Raw genomic sequence first — 18,292 nt, 5'->3', positions numbered from 1 at the left:
CGTGGGGTAGGAGGCGATGTGTGCACAACCCTTCTGATCGAACGCCCGTTCGCAGCAGAAAAGAAAGCCCCGCTCATGCGGGGCTTTTCTTTTTGTTCGGCGTCATCTGCGTTGTGCCCCGCAGCATTGATTTTTCGTGCACCGCGACTTGCAAACAGACAATTTCCTCCCCTATGGTGCAATCGATTGCATTGCTGTGAATCGTTGCGTTTGATACCGGTTGGGAGGCCGGAAGGTGGATGTCCATCCATTCGATCAGACCGGCCCCGGCGACGGGGTTCACGCGGCGCGATGCGCTGCGCATGGCGGTTGCCGGGAGCGTCGCCCTGGGCACCGCAGGGACGTTGCCCGCATTCGCCGCCACGGCGCCACTCAAGGGCAACCTGAAACACTCCGTCGCACGCTGGACCTTCCCGCAGCTGTCCGTCGCCCAGCTCTCCGCGACGGTGAAGGACATCGGCTTCGCCGCGATCGACCTGGTCGGCCCGGAAGACTGGCCCACGCTGAAGGCGAATGGCGTGTACAGCTCGATGTGCAACGGCGCGGAGCTGGGCCTGACCAAGGGCTTTGCCGGCCGTGAGTTCCACGATGAACTGGTGGCGCGCTACACGCGGCACATCGACCTGGTCGCCGATGCCGGTTACCGCAATCTCATCTGCTTCTCCGGCAACCGCAACGGCATGGATCCCCATGACGGAATGGCCAATGCCGAGGCCGGCCTCAAGCGCATCCTCGGGCATGCCGAGAAGCGCGGCGTGGTGCTGGTGATGGAGCTGCTCAACTCCAGGGTCGATCACCACGACTACCTGTGCGATCACTCCGCATGGGGCGTGGAGCTGTGCCAGCGGCTGGGCTCGGACAATTTCGGCCTGCTCTACGACATCTACCACATGCAGATCATGGAGGGCGACATCATCGCCACCATTGGAAAACACCACGCCTGCTTCAAGCATTACCACACCGCAGGCGTGCCAGGCCGGAACGAGATCGGAGACCAGCAGGAGCTCCACTATCCGGCCATCTGTCGCGCGATTCGCGACACCGGTTTCAAGGGGTATCTGGCGCAGGAGTTCACGCCTGCAGCGCCCGATCCCGTTGCCTCATTGCGCGAGGCGATCCGCCTCTGCGACGTCTGAAACGATATCCACCCAGGTGAGAAACCCATGGCAGATAATCACTACGACGCCATTGTTGTTGGCTCGGGAATCAGTGGCGGTTGGGCGGCGAAGGAGCTGACCGAAAAGGGCTTGAAGGTCCTGATGCTGGAACGTGGCCGTAACATCGAGCACGTCAAGGACTACGTCAACGCGATGAAGGAGGCGTGGGACTTCCCGCACCGCAATCGGCCAACGCAGGCGATGAAGGCCGACTTCCCGGTGCTGATGCGCGATTACGGCCTGGCCGAAAATCTGGAAGGAATGTGGGCCAACGAACAGGACTCACCCTACATCGAGACCAAACGGTTCGACTGGTTCCGTGGCTACCACGTCGGCGGCCGCTCGTTGCTGTGGGGGCGGCAGAGTTATCGCTTCTCCGATCTGGATTTCGAGGCGAACCTCAAGGACGGCCTCGCGACCGACTGGCCGATCCGCTACGCCGACATCGCGCCGTGGTACGACTACGTGGAGAAGTTCGCCGGCATCGCCGGCACGCGCGAAGGACTGGACGTGCTGCCAGACGGCGAGTTCCTTCCGCCGGTTCCCTTGAACATCGTCGAGAAGGATGTGGCCGCGCGTATCAAGAAGGCCTTCGGCGGAACGCGCCATATGATCCACTCGCGCACCGCCAACATCACCAAACCGATGCCCGAGCAGGGCCGCGTCAACTGCCAGTATCGCAACAAGTGCATTCTGGGCTGTCCCTTCGGCGCCTACTTCTCCACCCAGGCGGCGACATTGCCGGCGGCGATGAAGACCGGCAACCTGACCCTGCGGCCGTTCTCGATCGTCAAGGAAGTGCTCTACGACAAGGACCGCAAGCGTGCGCGCGGGGTGGAGGTGATCGACGCCGAGACCGGGCAGACCTACCAGTACACCGCCAAGGTCATCTTCCTCAACGCATCGTCGTTCAACTCGACCTGGCTGCTGATGAACTCGGCCACCGATGTGTGGGAAGGCGGGCTGGGCTCCTCGTCGGGCGAGCTGGGGCACAACGTGATGGACCATCACTTCGGTGCGGGCGCCTCGGGCCGGGTCGAGGGCTACGAAGACAAGTACTACTTCGGCCGCCGTCCCTGCGGTTTCTACATTCCACGCTTCCGCAACGTCGCAGCCGACAAGCGTGGCTACCTGCGCGGGTTCGGCTACCAGGGCGGTGCCAGCCGAAACGGCTGGTCGCGCGAGATCGCCGAGCTGAACATCGGCGCCGACCTGAAGGAAGCGCTGACCGTGCCGGGTGACTGGCGCATCGGCATGACCGGGTTCGGTGAAATGCTGCCGCACCACGACAATACAATCCGCCTGGACCACGACCGCAAGGACAAGTGGGGGCTGCCGGTGCTGGCGATGGACGTTGCCATGCGTGCCAACGAACTGGCGATGCGCAAGGACATGGCCGCCGATGCTGCCGAGATGCTGGAGGCGGCCGGCGTCAAGGACGTGAAGATGCACGACAACGACTATGCCCCGGGCAAGGGCATCCACGAGATGGGGACCGCGCGCATGGGACGTGATCGCAGGAGCTCGGTACTGAACCAGCACAACCAGGTCTGGGATGCCCCCAACGTCTATGTGACCGACGGTGCCTGCATGACCTCCAGCGCCTGCGTGAATCCCTCGCTGACCTACATGGCGCTGACCGCGCGCGCGGCCGACCACGCGGTACGCGAACTGAAAGCGGGGAACCTCTGATGGATCGTCGCGAACTGCTGAAGATGATCGTCGCCGCCACCGGCGCGGCCATGGTTGGATTGCCTGCGCTTGTGCAGGGGCAGGCACCGGCGGGCGCCACAAAGATCCATTTCTCCGATGCCGATGTCGGCACGCTGGACGGGATCGCCGAGACCATCCTGCCGCGGACCCGGACACCTGGCGCGAAGGACGCCGGTGCCGGGTTGTTCATGGCGACATTCGTCAGCGATTGCTACACCGCCCGGCAGCAGGCGGCGTTCCGCGCTGGTCTGGCCGACATCGACAAACGCGCCGGTGGCCGCTTCGTATCGCTCACACCGGAAGCCCGCACCGAACTGCTGCGTGCTCTGGATGCGGAGGCCAAGGTACGCAAGGCCGATGTGACCGAGACCGGTACGCCTGAAGAGGGTGAGGCGATGCCGCACTACTTCACGATGCTCAAGCAGTTGGCCATCTTCGGCTTCTTCACCTCCAAGGTCGGCGCGACCGGGGTGCTGCAGTACGTCGCGGTGCCGGGTCGTTACGACGGCGACCTTGCCTATGTTCCCGGCACGCCGGCGTGGGGGACCAGTTGATGGACACCACCCTGATGATCCGTCCTGCGTTGATCACCGCCAGCCTGCTGGCCGCTGCAACTGCATTTGCCCAGGACAGTGCCGACGCTGCGCGTGACCCGAAGAAGACCGAGGTGTGGACGCCGGTGCCAGCAGTCGTGGCAACGCCCGCGGGCAAGGCGCCGTCCGACGCCATCGTGCTGTTCGATGGCAAGGATGCCTCGGCGTGGGAGGCAGAGCAGGGCGGGCGCGTGCCCTGGACCGTCGCCGATGGCGCGATGACCGTGGTGCCGGGCAGCAAGGGCATCCGCACCCGGCAACGCTTCTGCGATGTCCAGCTGCATGTCGAATGGCGTACTCCCACCGAGACGAAGGGCTTCGACGGCCAGAACCGGGGCAACAGCGGCATCTTCCTGCAGGAACTGTATGAGCTGCAGGTGCTCGACAGTTACAACAACCCGACGTATGCCAACGGCCAGGCGGGTTCGATCTACAAGCAGGCCATGCCACGGGTGAACGCCTCGCGCGCACCGGGCCAGTGGCAGGTCTACGACATCATCTGGAAGGCCCCGCGTTTCTCGCAGGGCGGCGGCCTGACCTCGCCCGCGCGCATCACCGTGCTGCACAACGGCGTGCTCGTGCAGGACGACACCGTGCTGGCAGGCAAGACCGAGTACATCGGTGCGCCTTCGTACGCGCCCCATGCGTGCGCGCCGCTCTATCTGCAGGAGCACGACGCCAAGGTCAGCTACCGCAACATCTGGGTGCGCGAACTGTAGCGCCCACCCGCTATTTCGCCAGGTAGCTGGCGATGTCATCGATTTCCTGTTGCGACAGCTGCGCGAAGGGCGGCATCAATCCGCCGCCCTTTCTGATCTTGTCCTTGATCTGCGCGGGCTGCAGCCGCTTGCTGATGTCGGTGAGCGCAGGAAACGCGCCCGGCATGCCAGCGCGATCGGCACCGTGGCAGGCCGTGCAGTTTGCGCTGTAGAGCTTTGCACCGGCCGCAGGGTCGTTCTTGCACCAGGCCGTGGTCGCAAGCATCGCGCCGCACAGGACCGCGGTCAGGGTGAAGCTCAATTTCAGGCGAGTGTTCAAGCGAGGCTCCTTCGCATCAGCGCGGTGCGCGAGCAGGTTGGTCGATGGCCAGGTGTTCACGCAGGTAGTCCGCGCCGGTCTGGATCGCCTTGGCCGGGTTGCGCGGCTGGTCGTGCTCGATGATGTACCAGTGCACGCCCGCGGCGGCCGCGGCTGGCAGGATCGCGTTCCAGTCCAGTACGCCCTGGCCGACGGCGGCGAATCCGCCTTCGTCTTCAGCCTGGCCCTTGGGCGCATTGTCCTTGGCGTGCACCGCGAACACGCGGCCGCGGAATTTTCCCAGCATCACGGCCGGGTCCAGGCCCGCACGTGCGACCCAGGCCAGGTCCAGCTCGGTCTGCAGGTCGGGGCCGGCCGCTGCGAACAGCAGCTCCAGTCCGGTGCTGCCATCGAAGTCGGCCAGCTCGAAGTCGTGGTTGTGATAGGCCAGGCGCATGCCCTTGCCGCGCACATGCTTTGCGATCCGGCACAGTTCCTGGCCCAACGCAGTCCAGCCCGCGGCATCGGTTGGGCGATCCTTCTTGTCCAGGTACGGCACCACCAGCGTGGTGTTGCCGATAGACCGGTTGAACGTCACCACGCCGTCCAGATCATTGCGCAGCTCGGCCAGCGGCACGTGCGACGAAACCGCCTTGATCGAATACCGGTCCAGCAGCCGCTTGAGCTCTGCAGCGCTGGTGTTCTGCGTACCGACTGTTTCCACCGCGTGCACACCGGCGTCGTGGACGATCTTCAGCTGCTGGTCGAGCGACCCGGCGTTGCGCAGGGTATACATCTGCACCGCGATCGGTTTCTGCGTGCTGGCGGCTTCGTCCGCGAAAGCGGGCAGGGCAGCGAACAGCAGGATGAGGCTTGCACTTCTACGGAAAAGGGCTTTCATCAACAGATCCTCCCGGGTTTCAACCGATGACGGTCCAGGCGCGTGACCTGGCTGATGCAATGACACGGTCAACGATCTGCGCCGAGCGCAGGCCGTCTTCGAAGGTGGGCAGGCCCTGCGGCCGCTCGCCTTCAATGGCGCGATAGGTGTCGGCGACAAATGCTTCGAAACATTGGGCGTAGCCCTGTGCATGCCCGGACGGAAGCACGGAAAGGCGGCGTTGATCGGCACTGCCGGCACCGGGGCCGCGTACGAAGATCTCCTCGCGCTGGTCGGGCAGGCCGATCCACAGTCGTTCGGCATCCTCCTGGTTGAAGGCCACACTGGCCTTGGCGCCATCGATCTCGAACCAGAGGCGGTTGTGGCGTCCGGCCGAGACCTGGCTGACCGTCAATGACGCCAGCGTGCCGGCGCCGGTCCTGAACATCGCCGCGGCCACGTCCTCGCTCGTGACGGCCTGCATCGCGCTGGCGGCCGTTGGCGTGCTGAAGCTCTGCCCGCTGACGGCGCCGCGCTCGGCGATTACCGTGGAGAATGCCGCGCTGACCTCGGTGAAGCGTTCGCCGCTGATCCATTCCACCAGGTCGCACCAGTGCGAACCAATGTCGGCGAACACGCGCGAAGTGCCCCCCAACGCGGGGTCCACGCGCCAGTTGTTGCTGGCCGGGTCCAGCAGCCAGTCCTGCAGGTAGCTGCCGTGGATCAGGTGCAACGGCCCCAGATCGCCCTGGGCGATGCGTGCGCGCGCCTCGCGGACCACGGGGTGGTAGCGGTAGACGAAGGGTACCGTGGCCACAAGGCCGCGCGAGGCCGCCAGCGCAGCCAACGCCTGTGCATCTTCCAGCGAGGTGGCCAGCGGCTTCTCGCAGATCACGTGCTTGCCGGCTTCCAGCGCAGCCTGGGCCATCGCGCGGTGCAGGTGATTGGGCGTGCAGACGTGCACGACCTGCACCTGCGGGTCGGTGATCACCTCGTCGATATCCCGATAGGCACGCGCGACATTCCAGGACTGCGCTGCCTCATGTGAACGCTGCGGTGACGAGGCGGCCACGCCGCGTACCTCGGCACCCGCCAGCAGTGCCGCGCGACGATGCACTGCGCCGATCATGCCGGCGCCGACGATGGCGATTCCAAGCTTGGGCATCGACTGGGATCCTCAGGGCGTGGAGGGCGCGGCCGTGGCCGCCGGCCGGTCGCGGAACAGCAGCAGGAAGGCGACCAGCACCACCAGTGCAACGCCTGCCGGGAACAGCCAGATCTGCTGCCAGTCGGGGCCGGCCGCAGTGGTGAAGTGCTCCACCACCGCGCCGGACAGGAAGGTGCCGATCAGCATGCCCACGCCGTAGGTGGCCAGGGTGATGAACCCCTGCGCGCTGCTGCGCGCGGCGGGACCGGCATGTGCATCGGTGTAGATCTGGCCGGTGACGAAGAAGAAGTCGTAGCAGATGCCGTGCAGCACGATGCCGATCACCAGCAGGGAAAAACCGCTGCCCGCATCGCCGAAGGCGAACATCGCGTAGCGCACCACCCAAGCGGCCATGCCGACCGCCAGCATGGTCTTTACCCCCAGCCGCACGAACAGGAACGGCATGGCCAGCATCAGCAGCACTTCGGAGACCTGGCCCAGCGACTGCAGGCCCGCGGCGCCGCGCACGCCCAGGTCGTTGAGGTACGGGTTGGTGAAGTTGTAATAGAACGACAGTGGGATGCAGATGGCGATGGAGGCCAGGAAGAACACCAGATAGGCGCGCGACTTCAGCAGCCGCAGCGAATCCAGCCCCAGGATCTGCCCGAGGCCGGCATCGCGCTGCTGCGCCAGCGGCGGCGTGTGCGGCAGGGTGAAGGCATACAGGCCCAGCAGCAGTGATGCCAGCGCCGCCATCCGGAACGTCAGTTCAAGCCGATGCGCCTGTTCCCAGCCCAGCCAGCCGATCAGCACACCGGCCACGATCCAGCCGACGCTGCCGGCCACGCGCACCAGCGGGAACTGCTTCTCCGGCGACTGCATGTGCCGCATCGCCACGCTGTTGGCCAGTGCCAGCGTCGGCATGAACAGCAGCATGTAGCCCATCACGCAGGCGGAGAACGTGCTGAAGCTGTCTGCTGTGGAGGCCAGCCACAGCAGCACCGCACCGGCCAGGTGCAGCACCGCCAGGATGCGCTGCGCGGCGAAGTAGCGATCCGCGATCAGGCCGACCAGGAACGGCGCGACGATGGCGCCGATGGACTGGCTGAGGAATGCCGTTGCCACCTGGCTCGCGCTGGCCTGCAGCGGGCCCTGCACCAGATAGGTACCCAGGGTGACGAACCACGCCCCCCAGATGAAGAACTGCAGAAACATCATCGCGCCCAAGCGCGACATGGCGTGCGTCATGGCTTGCCCTCCCGGGGCGGTGTCGGCTCAGATTCCCAGCATGCGGTGCAGCGATCCGGCGTCCGTGCCGCTGTCGGCAAAGTCGTCGAAGGCGCGCTCGGTCACGCGGATGATGTGGTCGCGGATGAAGGCGGCGCCCTCGCGTGCGCCGTCTTCCGGGTGCTTCAGGCAGCACTCCCATTCCAGTACCGCCCATCCGGGGAAGTCGTACTGGGCGAACTTGGAGAAGATCGCCTTGAAGTCGATCTGGCCGTCGCCGAGTGAACGGAACCGGCCCGGGCGATCGATCCAGTCCTGGTAGCCGCCATACACGCCACTGCAGGCGCTGGCGCGGTACTCCGCGTCCTTGACGTGGAAGATGCCGATGCGCGCGTGGTAGCGATCGATGAACCCCAGATAGTCCATCTGCTGCAGCAGCAGGTGGCTGGGGTCGTACAGGATCTTCGCGCGCGGGTGGTGATCGACCACGTCGAGGAAGCGTTCGAAGGTCGCACCGTCGTGCAGGTCCTCCCCCGGGTGGATCTCGAAGCACAGGTCCACGCCGCAGGCGTCATACGCATCGAGGATGGGACGCCAGCGGCGGCCGAGTTCGGCGAAGGCTTCTTCCACCAGGCCGGGCGGGCGCTGCGGCCAGGGATAGAAGTAGGGCCAGGCCAGTGCGCCGGAGAAGGTGGCGTGTGCGGTCAGTCCCAGCCGCTGGCTGGCCTTGGCTGCCAGCAGCAGCTGCTCCACTGCCCAGGCCTGGCGCGCGGACGGGTCGCCGCGCTTTTCCGGCGGTGCGAATCCGTCGAACAGGCTGTCATAGGCGGGATGGACGGCGACCAGCTGCCCCTGCAGGTGGGTGGACAGTTCGGTGATCTGTACGCCATGCCCGGCCAGCATGCCGGCAAGGTCGTCGCAGTACGCCTGGCTGCGTGCGGCCTCGGCCAGGTCGAACAGGTGGGGCGCGCTGGTCGGCACTTGTACGCCAGAATAGCCCAGGCCTGCGGCCCAGCCGGCCAGCGTGTCCAGCCGATCAAAAGGAGCTGTGTCGCCGATGAACTGCGCCAGGAACAGCGCTGGACCCTTGAGCGTCTTCAACGTGATTCGCCCTCGATGCAATCGATTGCATTATCCTAGCAGGGGCTCACGCAGGACCTGTTGTGCAGTGCACAGCGGGCAGGAGATCTAACGCCATGGCCACCATCTACGACATCGCAAAGCACGTCGGCGTCTCCGCAGGCACAGTGTCGCGGGCGCTTTCGCGGCCGGACAAAGTCCTGCCGGCGACCCGCGCGCGTATCGAGCAGGCTGCCGCCGCGCTGGGCTATGTGCCCAACACGGTGGCCCGCACGCTCAAGACCCAGCGCAGCGGCAAGATCCTGGTCACCGTCCCGGACATCGCCAATCCGTTCTTCGCCCAGATCCTGCAGGGTGCGGAGGACGCCGCGCAGGCCGTTGGCTACGCGGTCCTGCTGGGGGACACCCAGCATCAACCGGATCGCGAGGAGCGCTATGCGCAGATGCTCCGGCGCAACGAGGCCGACGGCATGATCGTGCTGGGGCATCGCCTGCCACCGACGGCGCGTGACATCGTCGAACAGCGGGGTGCCGCCGCGCCGGTGGTCAACGGCTGCGAGTTCGATCCTTCGCTGGGCATCCCCAGCATCCACATCGACAATGCCGCCGCCGCGCGCGCGGTGATGGAACACCTGTATGGGCTGGGACACGAACGCATTGCGGTGGTCGGTGGCCCCCCCGACAATCCGCTGCACCAGCAACGGCTGGAAGGGGTGCGGGCGGCCGGCAAGGCGCGTGGACGCCTGCGCCAGCTGAACATCGTGCCGGGTGACTTTTCGGTGGAGTCCGGCCATGCCGCCGCGATGGCGATGTTGGCCGCCGCGCCTGTACCGACTGCGGTCTTCTGTTTCAGCGACCAGATGGCGCTGGGCACCCTGGCGGCCTGTCGGGAGCTGGGCCTCCGAGTGCCGGAGGATCTGTCCATCGTCGGCTTTGACGACCTGGCCTCCTCGCGCTACCTCACGCCGCCACTGACGACGATCAGACAGCCGATGCGGGAGATTGGTGAGCGCGCGGTCAACCTGCTGCTTGCCATCATCGAACACGTGGATGTGCCGCTGCAGCAGACGCTGGATTTCAGCCTGATGCTGCGGGGCTCGACGGCCGCACCCAGGGCCGGGTGAGGGCAGGACAGAGCGCGCTGCCTCACTGATTGTCGCCAGATGGCTTCTGCAACCTTGATCCCGAATTGACGCAGAGCTGTCAGACTCACCGCAGGCAGCCCGGCAAGGGCCTTGGTGGCAGCTGCGATCGCTCAAGGGGGTCGGCAATGCCGTTCTTGACGGACTCGACCGAGGTCTCGGTCGAAGGCATCGGCGCGGCACGGCGCATCGGCTGGATGCGTTTCGTGGGCAACGGGTTGGGGGCGATCCCCATTGCTTCGATCATGCTCGAACGCCAGGACGGTGCGCTGGCGTGGAGCCTGCTGCTGCTCAATGCGCTGGCCTGGCCGGCGCTCGCCCTCGTGCTGACCCATCGCTCACGGCAGCCCGCGGTGGTCCAGTTCCGCTGCATGGTGATCGATTCCTTCTTTGGCGGTGGCTGGATCGCCTTCATGGGGCTCAGCGTGGTGCCCAGTGCGTTGTTCGCCGCGCTGCTGGTCGCCGACAAGATCGCCGCCGGCGGGGTGAAGCTGGCGGTACGGGCCACACTGGCGCTGGCAGTTGGGTTCGCGCTCACCTGGTGGGTACTCGGGTTTCCCTATCAGCCGGTGTCATCGCAGCGCACGATCGTACTCAGTGTGCCGTTCCTGTTCGTCTACGGCATCGGCCTCAGCATCCTCAGCTGGCAGCTGGCGCGGCGGGTGAAATCGCAGAACCGCCAGTTGAAGCGGCTGAGCCGGATGGACCCGCTGGTGGAGCTGGCCAACCGCGGCTTCCTGATCGTCCGCGCGCAGCAGGCCCTGGACAAGGCGCAGGGGCAGGGTGGTTTCGCCTGTCTGCTGATGCTTGATGTGGATGACTTCAAGCGCATCAATGACTCGCATGGTCATCGTGCCGGGGACGAAGTGCTGCGCCATATCGCCTCCACCTTGCGCGCCTTCGCCCGGCCCGGCGATACCCCTGCGCGGCTGGGAGGCGACGAGTTCGTCGTGCTGCTGCAGGACTGTGCGCCCATCGATGCGATGCATGTGGCAGAGCGGGTTCGTCTGCAACTTCTGGAAGCAGCACGGCAGGCAACGCCGGGCATCGAGTTCAGCGTCAGCATCGGCATTGCTGCCACGCCGCGGGGCGGCAGCGTCGAGGACTGGCTGGCATTGGCCGACCGCGCGCTCTACCACGCCAAGCGCCAGGGCAAGAACAACGCCAGCTATGGCGAATGAGGTGTTGTCACGTCTCTGGCGCAGGCCAGCAGCTGGGCGGCCGTCGCGGGAGGATCGCAGCGCACTGCCAACTGCAGCGTGGTGGTCGGCATGCCCAGCTCCAGTGCAACAAAGGCCAAGCCGCTCCGGTGCATGCTCTGCATCGACGCCGGCACGATGGCGATACCCAGGCCGGCGGCGGCAAGGTTGATCGCTGAAGCCACCTGCGGCGCTTCCTGCTGGATGGCCGGAGTGAACCCCTGGGTGCGGCAGGCGGCGACTACGTCTGCACTCAGGCCCTGCCCCGATTTCCGAGAGAACAGGATGAAACGCTCATCGCGCAGCTCGGCCAGCGCGATGCTCGTCCGGCATGCCAGCGGGTGATCGGCTGGCAGCACTGCCACCAGTGGCTCGGCACTGAGTTGCTGTGTCACCCGCTCACCGGTGCCGGAAAATGGCGGGCGCACGATCACTGCGTCGAGCTCGCCATCATCCAGGCGCCGGACCAGGGATTCACTGCCATCTTCGACCAGCTGCACCTGCACTGCTGGATGCGCCCGCTGGAAGCTGCGCATCAGCGCGGTGACCGCTTCGTTATAGGTCGCCGATTCGGTCAACCCCAACGTCAACGTGCCGACCTCGCCGCGCGCGGCGCGCAACGCCTCTTCCTTGGCCTGGTCGACGCGCGCGAGGATGTCCTCCGCCGCTTTCCAGAACACCCGCCCGGCATCGCTGAGCACGATGCCGCGTCCCTGGCGATGGAACAACGGTGTTCCGATCTCTTCCTCCAGTGCGCGGATCTGCTGCCCCAGCGGCGGCTGGGCAATGTGCAGGGCCTCGGCGGCCCTGGTGAAGCTCTGCAGCTGGGCGGTCATGACGAAGTAGCGCAGGTGGCGCAGTTCCATTGGAACCTCAGACGTTCTGATGCTGTACGAACACGGTATTGGACGGTCGCCGGTGGCGACCACATCATCGGTATCCCACGCCAAAAGTCCATCTGCAAGGGAGACCACATGAAGAAGACACGCCAGCTGCGCGACCTGCTCGGACACGGCCGCAGCGTGATCGCACCGGGGGTCTTCGACGGCCTGTCGGCCCGCCTGGTGGAGCTGGCCGGGTTCGAGGTGGTGTATGCCAGTGGCGGTGCCATCGCGCGTTCGGCCGGCGTGCCCGACATCGGGCTGCTCGGATTCACCGAAGTACTGGCGCAGATCGAGCGGATCGTCGATGCCTGCGACCTGCCGGTGGTCTCCGACGCCGATACCGGCTTCGGCGGAACCGCCAACGTGGAGCGTACGGTGCGTGCATTCGAGCGGGCAGGTGTCGCCGCGCTGCATATCGAGGACCAGGCGTTCCCCAAACGCTGCGGGCACCTGGATGACAAGACGCTGGTCGACGCAGGCGAGATGTGCACGAAGATCCGGGTTGCCTGCCAGGCGCGGCACGATCCGGAGCTGATGATCATTGCGCGCACCGATGCCATCGCCTGCGAGGGCCTGGACGCGGCCATCGAACGGGCGCAGGCCTATGTGGACGCGGGCGCGGACATGATCTTCATGGAGGCACCGGAAACCCTGGAACAGATCGAGGCGATCTCGCAACGGGTGCCCGGGCCGAAGCTGATCAACATGTTTCACAGTGGCAGGACGCCGCTGGTGCCAGTGGAACGGCTGGCCGAACTCGACTACCGGTTGGTGATCATCCCTTCGGACCTGCAACGGGCCGCAATCCGGGCCATGCAGCGCACGCTGCAGGAGATCGCCGCGAGCGGGGACAGCGGACGTATTGCCGGCGAGCTGGTCAGCTTCGGCGAACGCGAGGCGATCGTGCGCACGGCGCGGTATCTGGCGCTGGACCGGGCGTGATTCCGGAGGCGCCGATGGGCGGGTGAGGGGCGCCGGAATCCTCGCCTGATGCCCGTTCATCCTGCACCCGGAATCGTCGTCGCCAATCCTCTACCATGGGCCACCCCGCCCGGACGCGCCGCCCATGCAAGACGCCCTCGTTGCCCAGCCCAAGCCCCCCGTTCCGAGGATCGCGGCCTGGCTGATGATGCTGCTGGGCATGTGGCTGGCGTTGAAGCTGGGCCTGGTGGTGACCCTGCTGTCGGGGCTGCTGGTGTTCCAGCTGACCCACGTGCTGGCGTCGACCGTGGAAGGCAGGCTGCCGCCGGGAAGGGCGCGGGCAATCGCGGTGATCGTGCTGTCGGCGATCATCATCAGCGGACTGGTGCTGGCCGGCATTGGCGTGGCGTCGTTCTTCCGCAACGAGACCGGCGGGCCGGACGCGCTGCTGGCGCGGCTGATGGACATCCTCAATTCGTCGCGCCACCAGGTACCGGCGCTGCTGCAGCCGTATATCCCCGAAGACATGCCGGCGCTGCGTGCGGCGCTGAATGACTGGGCCGCCGAACACCAGCGCCAGCTGGGCGTGGCCGGCACGTCGGTGGTGCAGGTGGGCGTGCGCGTACTGATCGGCATGGTGCTGGGGGCGATGATCGCGCTGTACGACGAACTTCCGCTGCCGAAGATGGGGCCTCTGGCGCAGGAACTGATCGGGCGCACCAGCCGCCTGGCCACCGCGTTCCGCCAGGTGGTGTTCGCGCAGCTGAAGATCTCGCTGCTCAACACCGTGTTCACCGCGATCTTCCTGCTGGGCGTGCTGCCGCTGTTCGGCGTGCATCTGCCGCTGTCCAAGACGCTGGTACTGATCACCTTCATCGCCGGCCTGCTGCCAGTGGTGGGCAACATCATCTCCAACACGATCATCACCATCGTCGCGCTGTCAGTCTCGTTCTACGTGGCCGTGGCCGCGCTGCTGTACCTGATCGTGATCCACAAACTGGAATACTTCCTCAACGCGCGTATCGTCGGCGGTGAAATCCAGGCCCGCGCATGGGAGCTGCTGCTGGCCATGCTGGTGATGGAAGCGGCGTTCGGCCTGCCCGGGCTGGTGGCGGCACCGGTGTTCTACGCTTACGTGAAACGCGAACTGGTCGACCAGCGCTGGATCTGACCCGGCGTGACCTGTCGCATCTGACCGGCTGGACGGGGGGCGCCGGCGTTGTCGGCGCGTTCGCGCGCGCTGCGCTATATCCACCCCGGCGGATCGTACGGCGCTGGCTTGGCGCCGCCGGAGCCGCTCGCTACAGTGAGCCGCACTTCAGGGGAATTCTGCATGGCCGGCAAGGCATCGCCCATCAGGTTGCGGACCTGGGTCTGGATCCTGGCTGGGCTGTTCGTGGTGTGCACGCTGCCGTTGATGGCCATCGCCCTGGTCCAGGGCACGCTGCGCTACACCGGCGCCGAAGACAACCTGGCCAGCCTGCGCCAGCTGCGGCAGACCTTCGATCTCGCCAACCTGGCTTCGGCCGAGCGCGGTCCGGCCAACAGCCTGCTGGGGGCTGACCCGGCCGACGCCGCCGAACAGGCGCGGCTGGCCGCGCAGCTGGCGGCCGCGCGCAAGCGGGTCGACACCGCCATGCTGCAGCTGGAGACCGTGTTCAAGAACGACCCGGGCGTGCTGGATGAGCGTGGCCTGCTGGCCGACGCGCAACGTCGCCTGCAGTCGGCGCGGGCTGCGGTGGACCGGGTGGTGGCGCAACCGCACGATGCGCGCCGGGTGGAGGCGGTGGAGCGCGCGATCAGTGGCATGTTCGCCGTGGTTGATCGCCTGCACCTGCTGACCTCGGCACAGATCAACGTGCTGGTCAGCGCCGACCGTGAAGCGGCGATTCCGGCGATGCAGGGCCAGGTGCTGATCGATCTTCGCGAACATGGCGGCCGCCTGGCCTCGAACGTGATGGCGCCGGTCGCGGTGCCGGGGGCATGGCGCGAGGAGCAGGTACGCGCTGCACTGCAGACCGAGGGCCGCCTGCTGGAGCTGTGGCGGTTGGCGGGCAGCCATGAGTCGGTGTTCCGCAGCGACCCGGAACTGTCATGGCACTGGGACATGGCACGACGGCAGTTCTTCGGCGAATCGCTGCCGATGATCGAGCAGTTGATCGAGGATGGCCGCCGTGGTGTACCACCGCCGTGGACCGCTGCCGAGTTCACCACGCGCTACGTGCCTACCCTGCAGTCGCTGGAAGCCCTGCGTGATGGCTACCTGAGCGTGTCCATCGCCCGCTACGAACGCACCAGCAACCGCGAGGCCATGCGCCTGGCTGTGCTGGTGGCGACCGCGCTGGGCACGCTGGTGGTGCTGGGCGTGGCCCTGCGCATCGCCCACCTGCAGATCCTGCAGCCACTGCTGCAGGCGCAGAAGCAGGTGATCCAGCTCGCCACGGATGCACCTGGCCCGGAGCAGCATGTCACCCATCCGCTGGCCGAGATGCAGCGCCTGTTCGACGCCATCGAAGTACTGCGTGAGAAATCGCGCGAGCGCTCGGCACTGACCAGCGAGCTGCGCCAGCTCGCCGGCACCGACGAGCTGACCGGACTGTTGAACCGGCGCGCGCTGGATGAGGTGGTGCAGCAGAGGCACGCCGGAGGCGATGCAAGCGCCGTGGTGATCCTGCTGGATGTGGATCGCTTCAAGGCGATCAACGATGGCCATGGCCATGAAGCTGGCGACGAAGTGCTGGTGCAGGTGGCGCAGTTGCTGCAGCGCCACCTGCGCCGCAGCGACAGCATCGCCCGCTATGGTGGTGAGGAGTTCCTGGTGCTGCTGGCCGACGGTGATCTGGCCGGTGGCCGCCAGCTGGCCGAGTCATTGCGATTGGCCCTGCAGCAGATGGACATCACGCTGGCCGGCGGCACCGTGCTGCGGGTGACCGCCAGCTTCGGCGTGGCCGAGGGCGGCACCGACGCGCTGGGCTGGCGCACCCTGCTGCGTGCCGCCGATGCGGCCATGTACCGGGCCAAGGCGCAGGGGCGCGATCGGGTACGGGTGGCGGGGGGCGGTCGCATCACGCGCTGATGGCACGCGTCAGCCAATGCGTGCATGCACCCGTCGCAGCGTCTGCAGGATCGCCCGGCGCGCGATGGGGCGTGCAGCTGCTGCAAACGCAGGTGGGGTGGTGAGCAGCGCGTCACGCACGCGCCACGCGCCCTATCTCGCTTTCTGTGAAGAAGCCGACATTGACCTTCCACGCTTCGGTCACCACTCTGCGCAGACGCTGGGATTCCACTTGATGAAGGACGACACCATGACCCAGCTCACACTGCCCGAACTGGCCAAGAAGATGGCCGACATCGATTTCACCATGCTGCAGACCCGCGCCGGCGGAGAAATTGCCGGTCGTCCGATGAGCAACAACGGTGACGTGGACTACGACGGTGACAGCTGGTTCTTCACCACAGAAGACACCGACATGGTGCACGAGATTGAGGCTGACCCCGCCGTTGCGCTGGGTTTTTCCGGCAGCAGGTCACTGCTGGGCAAGCCGCCGTTGTTCGTGCACGTGCAGGGAAGGGCGGCGCTGGTGCGCGATCGCGCTGTGATGCGCGAGCACTGGGTGAAGGATCTTGAGCGCTGGTTCGAGCAGGGCGTGGATACACCGGGGCTGGTACTGATTCACGTGCGCGCCAGCCGCATCCACTATTGGGATGGCGAGGACCAGGGCGAAATGGCAGTCTGACCCGGCAGCGGGAGGCTGGTGGCCATCGCGGCCATTGCGCGGCGCGCCCGGGCTTTGCCATCCTCCCTGCTGTTTTCCGTAGCGTGGAGTCCCGATGCGTCCTGCGTTCTGGCTGGCTTTGGCCCTGCTGCCCACCCTGGCGGTGGCGCAACCCGCGCGTACGCCCAAGGCCAAGGCCCCGGCGCAGGATCCCTTCAGCGAGCTGTTCGACACCGCCTGCATGCAGCACATCGGTGCCCCGGCGCGGTTGCAGTCGCTGATGGAATCCAATGGGCTGTCGCCGCTGCAGCCCGCCGAAGCCGCCACGCTGTTGCAGGGGCAATCGGGCGTGGCGTGGATGGTGCCTCTGGCCAGTGGCCGCTATGCGGTGAGCTGGGCTGACGATGGCACGTGTACGGTCTACGCCGAAAAGGCCGACGCGGCGGTCGTGCAGAAGGGATTCGCCCGGTTGGTGCAGGCCGCACCCAGGCCGTTGCAGGTGCGATCGCTGCCAGGGCGTGGGCCACTGTCGGCCGATCAGGTGGCCATCCAGTACGGCTGGGCCACGCCGGGGCAGGGCAAGCTGCAGGTGCGCTTCCGCCTGGTCACGCGGCAGGCGGCCGATGCAGGGGTGCAGGCGATGGCCTCGGCGGCCCCGGGCGAAGCGATGCTGGAGCAGGGCGCGCCTGGGCCCTGACAGGGGCCACGCGCGCGATTCAGCCTTTCACGCGGCGTGTGGTATATCGTTTATCGATAAATCCACTCCGGGGCGGCGAGGCCACCCCAATGCCGGAGGCCGCTTGACCGCTCGTCCCGCCCGCGCCAGTCCCGCGCGAGGCCTGTTCACCCTGGCCCAGGCCGCCGTACAGGCCGTCCGGGCGATGTGCTGGCTGGGCATCCTGGCCGCACTGCTGGCCGTGCCGCTGGTCGCCCATGACCGCCGCTGGCTACTCGACAGCGTCCATGATGCCGGTGCTGTTGCCGCGCACGGCAACGACCTGTTCCTGCACTTCTGCCTCGGCCTGGGCGCGATCGTCGCGCTGCTGGTGCTGTGCCTGCTGTTCCTGCGCCATCTGCTGCGGCTGCTGAAGTCGGCGGCGCGCGAGCGGCCGTTCACCCACGCCAACGCGCAGCGCCTGCAACGCATGGCGTGGTTGATGCTGGCGATGGAGCTGCTGTCGATCCTGATCGGCGCTTACGCGGCCTGGATGGGGCCCGACTTCACCTGGATGGAGGTGGGCGGCGGCATGTCGATCACCGGCCTGGTGGCGGTGCTGATGCTGTTCGTGCTGGCGCGCGTGTTCGCCGTGGGCGCAGCGATGCGCGATGACCTCGATGGTGTCATCTGATGGCGATTGTCATCACCCTGGACCGCATGCTGCAGGAACGGGGCATGACCCTGTCCGAGCTGGCCGGGCGCATCGACATCACCCTGGCCAACCTGTCGATCCTGAAAACCGGCAAGGCGCGTGCCATCCGCTTTTCCACCCTGGATGCGATCTGCCGTGAGCTGCAGTGCACGCCCGGTGATCTGCTCGGGCATGACCCGACGCAGGCGCAGGACGCTGACTGAGTGCTTTCCCTTTTTCCCTCCCTACTGACGAAACGGACCTGAA

The 18,292-nt window shown here is 66.5% G+C and carries 19 protein-coding genes; 13 read left to right on the top strand and 6 right to left on the bottom strand.

Annotation, left to right across the window (positions count from 1 at the left end):
- Positions 1-239: 239 nt before the first annotated feature.
- Genes RI032_RS03600 through RI032_RS03585 form a run of 4 tightly spaced genes read left to right on the top strand, consistent with a single transcriptional unit; the run spans position 240 to position 4,182 of the window.
- Complete coding sequence (locus RI032_RS03600; protein ID WP_322547866.1) at positions 240-1,136, top strand: hydroxypyruvate isomerase family protein; 897 nt, start codon at positions 240-242, stop codon at positions 1,134-1,136.
- Between the two features lie 27 nt (positions 1,137-1,163).
- Positions 1,164-2,849 carry a GMC family oxidoreductase gene (locus RI032_RS03595; protein ID WP_322547865.1) on the top strand — a complete coding sequence of 562 codons (1,686 nt, stop codon included), beginning with the start codon at positions 1,164-1,166 and terminating at the stop codon, positions 2,847-2,849.
- Complete coding sequence (locus tag RI032_RS03590; protein ID WP_322547864.1) at positions 2,849-3,424, top strand: gluconate 2-dehydrogenase subunit 3 family protein; 576 nt, start codon at positions 2,849-2,851, stop codon at positions 3,422-3,424. The genes RI032_RS03595 and RI032_RS03590 overlap by 1 nt, the downstream gene beginning before the upstream one ends.
- Positions 3,424-4,182: a 3-keto-disaccharide hydrolase gene (locus RI032_RS03585; RefSeq protein WP_322547863.1), complete on the top strand. Its 759-nt coding sequence runs from the start codon at positions 3,424-3,426 to the stop codon at positions 4,180-4,182. The genes RI032_RS03590 and RI032_RS03585 overlap by 1 nt, the downstream gene beginning before the upstream one ends.
- A gap of 10 nt (positions 4,183-4,192) precedes the next feature.
- Here RI032_RS03585 and RI032_RS03580 read toward each other — a convergent pair whose 3' ends face one another.
- The 5 genes from RI032_RS03580 to RI032_RS03560 form a co-directional block, all read right to left on the bottom strand.
- Positions 4,193-4,447, bottom strand: a complete 255-nt coding sequence (locus RI032_RS03580; protein ID WP_322548256.1) for a c-type cytochrome — start codon at positions 4,445-4,447, stop codon at positions 4,193-4,195.
- 70 nt (positions 4,448-4,517) lie between these two features.
- Positions 4,518-5,381 (bottom strand): sugar phosphate isomerase/epimerase family protein, encoded by an 864-nt coding sequence (locus tag RI032_RS03575; protein WP_322547862.1) that lies wholly within the window; start codon positions 5,379-5,381, stop codon positions 4,518-4,520.
- Between the two features lie 19 nt (positions 5,382-5,400).
- Positions 5,401-6,525, bottom strand: a complete 1,125-nt coding sequence (locus RI032_RS03570; RefSeq protein ID WP_322547861.1) for a Gfo/Idh/MocA family protein — start codon at positions 6,523-6,525, stop codon at positions 5,401-5,403.
- A gap of 12 nt (positions 6,526-6,537) precedes the next feature.
- Positions 6,538-7,755, bottom strand: a complete 1,218-nt coding sequence (locus RI032_RS03565; protein ID WP_241885503.1) for an MFS transporter — start codon at positions 7,753-7,755, stop codon at positions 6,538-6,540.
- 27 nt (positions 7,756-7,782) lie between these two features.
- Positions 7,783-8,835: a sugar phosphate isomerase/epimerase family protein gene (locus RI032_RS03560; RefSeq protein WP_010483474.1), complete on the bottom strand. Its 1,053-nt coding sequence runs from the start codon at positions 8,833-8,835 to the stop codon at positions 7,783-7,785.
- Between the two features lie 95 nt (positions 8,836-8,930).
- On the opposite strand from RI032_RS03560, the gene RI032_RS03555 reads away from it, so the two are divergent.
- Entirely contained in the window at positions 8,931-9,938 is a 1,008-nt protein-coding gene (locus RI032_RS03555; protein ID WP_019337059.1) for a LacI family DNA-binding transcriptional regulator, read from the top strand.
- 146 nt (positions 9,939-10,084) lie between these two features.
- The gene (locus RI032_RS03550) at positions 10,085-11,137 is read left to right on the top strand and encodes a sensor domain-containing diguanylate cyclase (RefSeq protein WP_099560407.1); all 1,053 of its coding nucleotides are present in this window, start codon (positions 10,085-10,087) and stop codon (positions 11,135-11,137) included.
- On the opposite strand, the gene RI032_RS03545 is transcribed toward RI032_RS03550, so the two are convergent.
- Positions 11,125-12,021 (bottom strand): LysR substrate-binding domain-containing protein, encoded by an 897-nt coding sequence (locus RI032_RS03545; protein ID WP_164190745.1) that lies wholly within the window; start codon positions 12,019-12,021, stop codon positions 11,125-11,127. The two genes, RI032_RS03550 and RI032_RS03545, sit on opposite strands and share 13 nt — an antisense overlap.
- On the opposite strand from RI032_RS03545, the gene RI032_RS03540 reads away from it, so the two are divergent.
- The 7 genes from RI032_RS03540 (at position 12,007) to RI032_RS03510 (ending at position 18,249) form a co-directional block, all read left to right on the top strand.
- Entirely contained in the window at positions 12,007-12,981 is a 975-nt protein-coding gene (locus tag RI032_RS03540; protein ID WP_322547860.1) for an isocitrate lyase/PEP mutase family protein, read from the top strand. The two genes, RI032_RS03545 and RI032_RS03540, sit on opposite strands and share 15 nt — an antisense overlap.
- Before the next feature lie 124 nt (positions 12,982-13,105).
- Complete coding sequence (locus RI032_RS03535; protein ID WP_322547859.1) at positions 13,106-14,131, top strand: AI-2E family transporter; 1,026 nt, start codon at positions 13,106-13,108, stop codon at positions 14,129-14,131.
- 162 nt (positions 14,132-14,293) lie between these two features.
- A complete protein-coding gene (locus RI032_RS03530) occupies positions 14,294-16,036 on the top strand; it encodes a GGDEF domain-containing protein (protein WP_322547858.1) in 1,743 nt (580 codons plus the stop codon).
- Positions 16,037-16,265: 229 nt separating this feature from the next.
- On the top strand, positions 16,266-16,697 hold the full coding sequence (locus tag RI032_RS03525) for a pyridoxamine 5'-phosphate oxidase family protein (protein ID WP_029379872.1): 432 nt from the start codon (positions 16,266-16,268) through the stop codon (positions 16,695-16,697).
- 94 nt (positions 16,698-16,791) lie between these two features.
- Positions 16,792-17,373: an NMCC_0638 family (lipo)protein gene (locus tag RI032_RS03520; protein ID WP_164190747.1), complete on the top strand. Its 582-nt coding sequence runs from the start codon at positions 16,792-16,794 to the stop codon at positions 17,371-17,373.
- A 184-nt stretch (positions 17,374-17,557) separates the two neighbouring features.
- Positions 17,558-18,025 carry a DUF2975 domain-containing protein gene (locus tag RI032_RS03515; protein ID WP_010483460.1) on the top strand — a complete coding sequence of 156 codons (468 nt, stop codon included), beginning with the start codon at positions 17,558-17,560 and terminating at the stop codon, positions 18,023-18,025.
- Positions 18,025-18,249 carry a helix-turn-helix domain-containing protein gene (locus RI032_RS03510; RefSeq protein WP_010483459.1) on the top strand — a complete coding sequence of 75 codons (225 nt, stop codon included), beginning with the start codon at positions 18,025-18,027 and terminating at the stop codon, positions 18,247-18,249. The genes RI032_RS03515 and RI032_RS03510 overlap by 1 nt, the downstream gene beginning before the upstream one ends.
- The last annotated feature ends 43 nt before the right edge of the window (positions 18,250-18,292 follow it).

The organism is Stenotrophomonas geniculata (assembly GCF_034508895.1).
Taxonomy (GTDB): Bacteria; Pseudomonadota; Gammaproteobacteria; order Xanthomonadales; family Xanthomonadaceae; genus Stenotrophomonas; species Stenotrophomonas geniculata.
Note: the sequence above shows the minus strand (reverse complement) of the source record. Positions and strands in the feature narration are given on the sequence as shown.